This is a genomic window from Thiorhodococcus minor (assembly GCF_010820565.1).
GTDB classification, from domain to species: domain Bacteria; phylum Pseudomonadota; class Gammaproteobacteria; order Chromatiales; family Chromatiaceae; genus Thiorhodococcus; species Thiorhodococcus minor.
The window spans coordinates 1-6,185 of record NZ_JAAIJQ010000149.1; the positions used below are offsets into that span (position 1 = coordinate 1).

General features: G+C 67.7%; 4 protein-coding genes. All 4 read right to left on the bottom strand.

Annotated elements, in window-relative coordinates; all coding sequences use genetic code 11:
• Nucleotides 1-65: 65 nt before the first annotated feature.
• The 4 genes from G3446_RS25155 to lanM all read right to left on the bottom strand — a co-directional run bounded on the left by G3446_RS25155 (nt 66) and on the right by lanM (nt 5,498).
• Entirely contained in the window at nt 66-839 is a 774-nt protein-coding gene (locus G3446_RS25155) for a hypothetical protein (RefSeq protein ID WP_164456428.1), read from the bottom strand.
• 17 nt (nt 840-856) lie between these two features.
• Entirely contained in the window at nt 857-1,456 is a 600-nt protein-coding gene (locus G3446_RS25160) for a 2OG-Fe(II) oxygenase (protein ID WP_164456429.1), read from the bottom strand.
• Nucleotides 1,457-1,565: 109 nt separating this feature from the next.
• A complete protein-coding gene (locus G3446_RS25165) occupies nt 1,566-1,913 on the bottom strand; it encodes a Nif11-like leader peptide family RiPP precursor (protein ID WP_164456430.1) in 348 nt (115 codons plus the stop codon).
• A 207-nt stretch (nt 1,914-2,120) separates the two neighbouring features.
• Complete coding sequence (lanM, locus tag G3446_RS25170; RefSeq protein WP_164456431.1) at nt 2,121-5,498, bottom strand: type 2 lanthipeptide synthetase LanM; 3,378 nt, start codon at nt 5,496-5,498, stop codon at nt 2,121-2,123.
• Nucleotides 5,499-6,185 lie beyond the last annotated feature (687 nt).

Here is a 6,185-nt window from a genome sequence, read left to right on the forward strand (position 1 = left end):
GGTCAGTGATCAGTGGTCAGTGGTCAGTGGTCAGTGGTCAGTGGTCAGTGGTCAGTGGTCAGTGGTCAGTGGTCAGTGAGGGTGTTGGAGGGTCGATTGCGGTGCAAGTTGTGAAGGGTAGCGGTCAGGGGTCTCAGGTGCCTGGTTGCGACGGCTTCGGCGAGCCAGGCGGATTCGCCGGGGAGGTCGTGCCAGAGGGGCTGGCGGCCTTCGACCGCGCCGTCGAGGGTGAAGCCGCAGATGCTTGGGCGGCACCCATTGTGGATGAGGCTTTCGAGGAGGAGCAGGCCGGTGGTCATGCATCCTTCCGGATTCAATCGGGTGCGCAAGGCCGGATGGCGATGCTGCAGGCTGAGGTAGGTCAGGCGATCGAGGTCCAGTGACCAGATCGTCAGAGGCGGCAGCTCGAGACCGTAGAAATCGGCGACGCGTTGAACATTGGCGCAGAAGGGCTCCCAGGCGTGGGACGGATCGAAATCGCGGATGAGGTAGAGCAGGAGCCGCGTGCGCGGATGACGCCGACAGAATCCGGCCAGGAAGACCAGACGCGAGAGCGCGCTGCCGTCGTAGCCGTGGATGTAGGTGAAGATCCAGTCGACCGCATCCACCACGCCGCAATCGAGCAGGCGCTCGGCGTGCTCGAGGTGTACGGCCAGGATGGCATTCGGCCTGGGCTCCAGGCTGCGCAGCCGTGACGCCTCTTCAGAGGTCAATGGCTTGCCGCCGATCACCAGGACATCGCCGCGCAGCTCGCGGCGGATCAGGTCGTCGATGTCCGCAAGCCGCTCCATCCCTACCCTGACCGGGCCGGAAGATAGCGCCGCATGGGCCTCAGGCATCGCCTTGGCGCTCGGCATCAGCGAAAGGGCGGGCCTTCGATCCAGCCCACCAGGCTCCAGCGCTCGCCCCAGATCAGCTTGCTGACGGCATGGGAGCGGAAGCTCGGGAAGATGGTGACCGAGCCCTGCGCGCGCGCGGCCTGCTCGATCTGCTGCTCGTGACCGTGGAACTGGAGATTGCAGCCGACGTAGCTGCCCGGATCCGAGAGCTGCACCACCACGGAGAGCTTGCGCCGCGACAGGTGATCCTTGCCGACGTCCGTATGCCAGCCGTAAAAGTGGCCCGGACCATAGCGCGTGAGCTGAAAGTCGGCCTCCTGGATGTCGTCCAGGTCGAAAAAGAAATAGTCCTCGTTGACCTGGCGGACCAAGGCGACCAGGCGCTCGATGACAGCGCGCGCGTCGCCCTCGGGGGGAAGCCACCAGACGTCCGCGTGCCGCGTCACCTTGCCCTGCGGATCCACATAGGCGGTGCGGTCCCCGGCACCGGCGTCGACCAGCTCAATGACCTGCCGACAGGCGTCCGCATCCAGAACCTGGTGCAGGGTCCGATGATCGAAATAGTCCGACCGCTCCACCAGGTCGGGGCGCCGCAGCGCGGCTGTGCTCAGGCTCATGCTGGCCCTCCTTCTCGATACGTCTTTCGCAGCGTCGCGGAGCAACGCCACGCCGGCATCCGGCCCGCTGGCGCGGGCTGAAGCCGGACAGCCCACAGAGGGCACGACATCACTTCGTGACGATCTTCGGATCGATCTTGAGGCTGTCGCAGCCTGGATAGATCGTCAGCTTGCAGGACGAGATCTTGGTCTGCGGCGCCAGACTGCAGCCGGGCGCGTTGGACGAGTAGGACAGACCCTTGCCGCCCGCGACCGCCTCCAGCTCGTCGTCGGTCAGCTCGACCTCGCCCGCAGGGGCATTGCCCACGGCGGTGAACTCCTCCGCCGTGAAATCCAGTCCCAGCTCACTGCCGATCTGGACGATGTCGTCCATGGTCTGGGCATCCCGGACACGTTTGAGCAGGTCCGCGTCCGAGCCGAGCTTTTCGAAGAACTTTTCTGCATTGCTTGAAGACATGATGGTTTTCGCCTTTGGTGTGATTGAGGAAGCTGCGGCTTCCCGAGCTCGACTCATCCCCCATCCGGGGAGCTGAGCCATCGAGATCCCGCGAGCGCCTCCATGGTCGCTGCGGGGACCTTGAGAGACCGCCGTCCTGGAGATCCCGCAAGCCTTGGCTTACCTGTCACCGCGCCACGCGCAAGTGCGCCAAACTGCCCTTGTCCCTCAGCGCCCTAGCTCCCTAAGCGCTCGGGGCTCCTCGAAGAGCAGGACCGAGGGCAGAGGCTCCGGCCGAGCAAGCCGCAACAGCTGGTAGCCGATCCCTGCGATCCCCTGGAAGAAGCCTGGGTTGAGGGCCTGTCCGCCCAGGACCGAAAAGAGCCGGTAGCCGGTCGCCTCTGCCCGCCGTTGGAGGACCGCGGCCGCGCGCGCCAGTGCCGCCTTGTGCAGCCCGGCGTCGTTCTCGAGCCGGCTGGACTCCAGCAGGACCTCTGCCAGCCCCAGATTCCCGCAGCACAGGTGATCGACACCCAGATCGCCCGTGTGCGCAATGCACGCCAAGCCCGCCCGCCAGTCCTGGTGCAAAGAGGCGTCCGCGTCGCGCCCGAGCTGCATCAGCCCGAGACGCCCGAGCGCGATGCCGGGTGCGCCATGACACCAGCTCCTCATAAAGCGATCCTCACCCTGCCGCAGGTCCGGCCAGTTGGACGCACTGGCATCGAAGTGGGCGTCCTCGGCGGCACGCAAGGCCTCGACCAAGGACCAAAGCCTCGGCTGGTCGGCGCTTGCGGCGAGCCGCCCCAGCGCCAGGGCGATCCCGGCGGCACCGTGCGACAGCCCCGTGAGCAGGCCGGCCGGAGGCGGCCTCTGCTGCGCGAGCCGCGGTGACAACTGCTCCTCTAGGTGCGCGGCACAGGCGCATGCGCGATCGATGAGGTCGGACCGGCCAGTCATCCCATGCAAGGCGAGCAGCCCCAGGATGGCGCCGGCACTGCCGCCGATCAGATCCAGCGCGGCATCTCTCGCGACCATCTCGGCGCTGATCTGGCCTGCGAGGACCTCGGCCGACGACAGCAGCCAATCGGCCTCGGCCGGCACCAGATGGGCGAGGGTCGCGGACGCATAGAGCAGCCCGCCGAGCCCGGAGCCCAGCCCCAGACCCTCGCGCGCCAGACGCGGCGCAACGCACGTATCGGTCGCCGCCTCGCGCAGCGGCCTCAGTGCCTCGACCCAGAGCTCGTGATAGCGCGTCTCGCCCGTGATGGCCTCCAGGGCGCCGAGGAAGAGCGCGATCCCCGCCTTGCCTTCGTAGAGTCCGAGCGAGACCAAATCCAGCTGCCAGCGATCGACGGCTGGCGAGAGTCGAAACCCGAGCCACTGCGGCTGCCCCCAGAGCGGAATGGCGCGCTCCTCGAGGACGGCAGCGATACGCACAGCCTCCTCCAGACAGCGCGAGGGGGTGAGCGCATCTGGCTCGACCAGACCTGGTGTGGCGGCACTCCCGGATGCGGCGGGCGCCATGTCGATGGGCTGGCGCTGGGCGATATAGGCCGCGCGGATCAGCTCGGTCTGCAGGGCCAGATCTGCCGCGCCCAGGCGCTCGACGAATCTGCAGGTTCGGCTCAGGTCCGACCTCAGCGACCACCCGCGCGCATCGGGCGCGGACTGCGCCGAGTCCCGCGCGGCGGCCGTCTCCCCATGGACCTTGAGCCCGAAGTAGGGGATGTCGAGTCGGGCCATCTGCGCCATCTCGGAGCAGACCATGGCGCGTGTCGCCAGGTCGTCCGGTACCAGCAGGGCGGCCCGGGCCAGCTTCTCGATCACCCACCCCATCCTCAGCCCGGAGGCCAAGTTGGCGGGCTTGAGCATCTGACGCTGCAGCCCGTAGTAGACCGCCGTGGCGCGAAAGACATAGCGCGAGCGGCTGCCACGGAAGACCGCGAGCGGACTCTCCTGGGCCGCGAGCAGCCGGCCACGCGCGCGCTCGCAGGTCAGATAGACCTCGCGAAACCCGGCGATGAGGTCGTCCAGATAGTCCGCCGGGTCGATGTCCTGCGTGCTCCCGGCGAGGCGCGGCAGATTGGCGCCGGGCTCAGGCGCAACCTCGTGCACCACGCGGTGCATCAGGTCCGAGTTGATGGCGCCCCAGCCGCCGACCCTGGCAGCCGGGGCATCGGCCCGGACGCTGACCGCGCTGCCGAGTCCGCTCACGTCCAGTGCGCCGCGACCGTCCAGGCTGCTGGTCCAGGTCGGCAGGAATCCGGTCTTGAGCACCGTCTCCAGATCGAGCGTGCCGCTCTCCGCGGTGGCGTTCGGCTCGGGATCGCCGAAATCGACGTCGCGATGGAAGAGCGTCTCCGGGTCCAGCAAGACGAGGTCTTCCCCGCACGCCATGAGGTTGTCCTCATGACAGTCGGTGCCGCCGAGCAGGTGCAGGACACACATGAGGCGCCCGGCATTGCGGTAGAAACGGTGGACGCCCGCCGGCTCCGCGATCGGCGCGGGCTGGAGATACTCGACCCACCCATAGCCGTCGCGCGCGAGCACGCGCGGCGCCCGCAACCGTCCGCCGCCCGCGTCCGCAAGCCAGTCGAGAAAACCGGAGAAGGCGGCATCGAGCCGCAGGTCGCGTGGCTTGTAGAGCAGCCGGGTCCCGTCCGCAAAGCTCAGGACCATGACGGAGCGCCCGTCATGGTGGGCATCCGAGAGCCCCGCCTGCACCCGGGCGACGCTTCCGGCCCCGGACCGACCGGCCATGCCGACAACGGCATCCCAGTCCTGCTCCAGCCTCGTCACCAGCTCGGCTGCCGCGGCGACCCATTGCGTGAGCCGTGTCCAGAGCAGACGTGCCAGAACCGGATAGCGCTGGAAGACGCCATGCAGCCCATCGGCACCAAGCTCGGCGACGAAGGCATCGTAGAGACGCCGCTCGTCGGACGCGGCCGGGCCGCCGCTCACCCTGAGCACCAGACTCTGTCCCGCCGGGCGCCTGGCCTCCAGCTCGGCGAAGAGCACCTCTTCGGACAGCTGGACCAGTGTGGCGAGGAGATGCCGGCAGAGATCCCCTGTGGCGCCGAGCGAGAGGCGTGGCGACAGCCGAGCGTCGCCGCGCCCCAGTGTGTCGAGCAGCTGGTGATGCGCGAAATCGACCGCCGGCGCCAGCAGCTCCTCGAAGGCGAGCGGCGCGCCGGCCCGGCGGCCATCGAAGTCGGTCGCCGTGGACCCTGGGCTGGCGTGCCAGGCGGCGGTCCATTCCACCATGCCCGCAACCGCCCGCAGCCACAGGGGCCGGTCCGGTCGCAGGGTGGCGTCGCAAAGGGCGCGCGCGAGATCCTCGCGCTGCCAGCCGGACCATGCCAGACGCGTCTCGAACAAGGGCGAATCCGGCGCAGCGCCGAGCGCCCCTTGCCAATCCGCACAGACGGCGTCCAGCGTCTCGGGCGCGCTCAAGGCGAACGGCGCGCCCCGGCTCATCATCTCGAGACGCTCCGGCAAGGTGAGTGCCCCTCGGTGGAGCGCATCCAGATCGCGCTCGGTCAGCAGATTGCCGTCAGCCTGCCGCAGTGGCTGTGACCCAGGAGATCTCTCAGGCGCCTCGAGCATGACGGCTAGGCCTCGACGTCCGCGGCCAAGCGACGCGGGCGCTGGACGCACCCTGGAGGTCGCCCAGCCGCCGAATCTAGGTTGAAGATACACATTGAGAGCCCTCGCGGAACACGATCCGAGACTGTGCCGAAAGATTACGCGGTTGAGCGGACAAAACCAAGAAATCCAGTGTGACATTCTGCGCGGTGCCTGCGTGAATATTCACTTGTGCTGGGGCTCGGGCTGAGATACCGGCGGCGGCATGGGCGGAGGCGCGGGCTAGCCGGACGAACCGGCGCTCCAGACGCGAGGAGGGTGCTCCGCTGCGCCACGCCCGTGAGACCTCGCCTGAGGGATCTCCGCCAGCTCGATAGATTCGTCCGCTGAGACGTTCCTCCGCTGAAGCGATCGCCAAAAGCTCCAACGCATTAACAAAAATGCCCCCCATGCTTCGGCTAGCATCAGCGTGCCGGATTTCGACGTCAGGCAAATGGAGGGAGGCTCTCGGCGGCGAGCCATGCGATGGGCAGCCCGGGGCTGCGCCTCGGATCGATCAGCCCAAAAAAAGCAGTTGAACCGCAAAGGGCACAAAGAGCGCAAAGGATTTCAACACCTTGTCTGCGAAGCCATGCTCACCCAGAGGGTGAAGCGACGCAGCGATGCAAGCCTCTGTTTTTCTTCGTGTCCTTCGCGCCTTTGCGGTTC

Coding starts and splice junctions, on each gene's coding strand:
- G3446_RS25155 (WP_164456428.1), bottom strand. CDS start 839: ATGCCTGAGGCCCATGCGGCGCTATCTTCCGGCCCGGTCAGGGTAGGG.
- G3446_RS25160 (WP_164456429.1), bottom strand. CDS start 1,456: ATGAGCCTGAGCACAGCCGCGCTGCGGCGCCCCGACCTGGTGGAGCGG.
- G3446_RS25165 (WP_164456430.1), bottom strand. CDS start 1,913: ATGTCTTCAAGCAATGCAGAAAAGTTCTTCGAAAAGCTCGGCTCGGAC.
- lanM (WP_164456431.1), bottom strand. CDS start 5,498: ATGCTCGAGGCGCCTGAGAGATCTCCTGGGTCACAGCCACTGCGGCAG.